Raw genomic sequence first — 250 nt, 5'->3', positions numbered from 1 at the left:
CATGTCCCGCCAGGTTGCACCTGAGCACAGCACCCACAACACGCCGTTGAGCATCAAGCGATCGTCAACTCTTGGGCGTCCTGTACGTCGATGTGCGGTAAAGAGATCCGCGACTACTTCCCATTCTGCGTCGGAAAGTTCGTATCGCTTGGACATGGCAGAATCCTTCGCCTAAAAAGCGAGAACTCTACGGAAAATCAGGCCTCCAGAGACTCCGGTGAGGTTTCAAAGGTTTTCATACAGAACCTAG

The 250-nt window shown here is 52.8% G+C and carries 1 protein-coding gene; it reads right to left on the bottom strand.

Translation table 11 applies throughout. The features are described from left to right. The coding region (locus AC25ND_RS26430; RefSeq protein WP_486976688.1) for a transposase at positions 1-156 on the bottom strand (156 nt) is incomplete at its 3' end. Positions 157-250 lie beyond the last annotated feature (94 nt).

The organism is Pseudomonas sp. P110(2024), from assembly GCF_057480795.1.
This window is presented reverse-complemented; position numbering and strand designations above follow the sequence as displayed.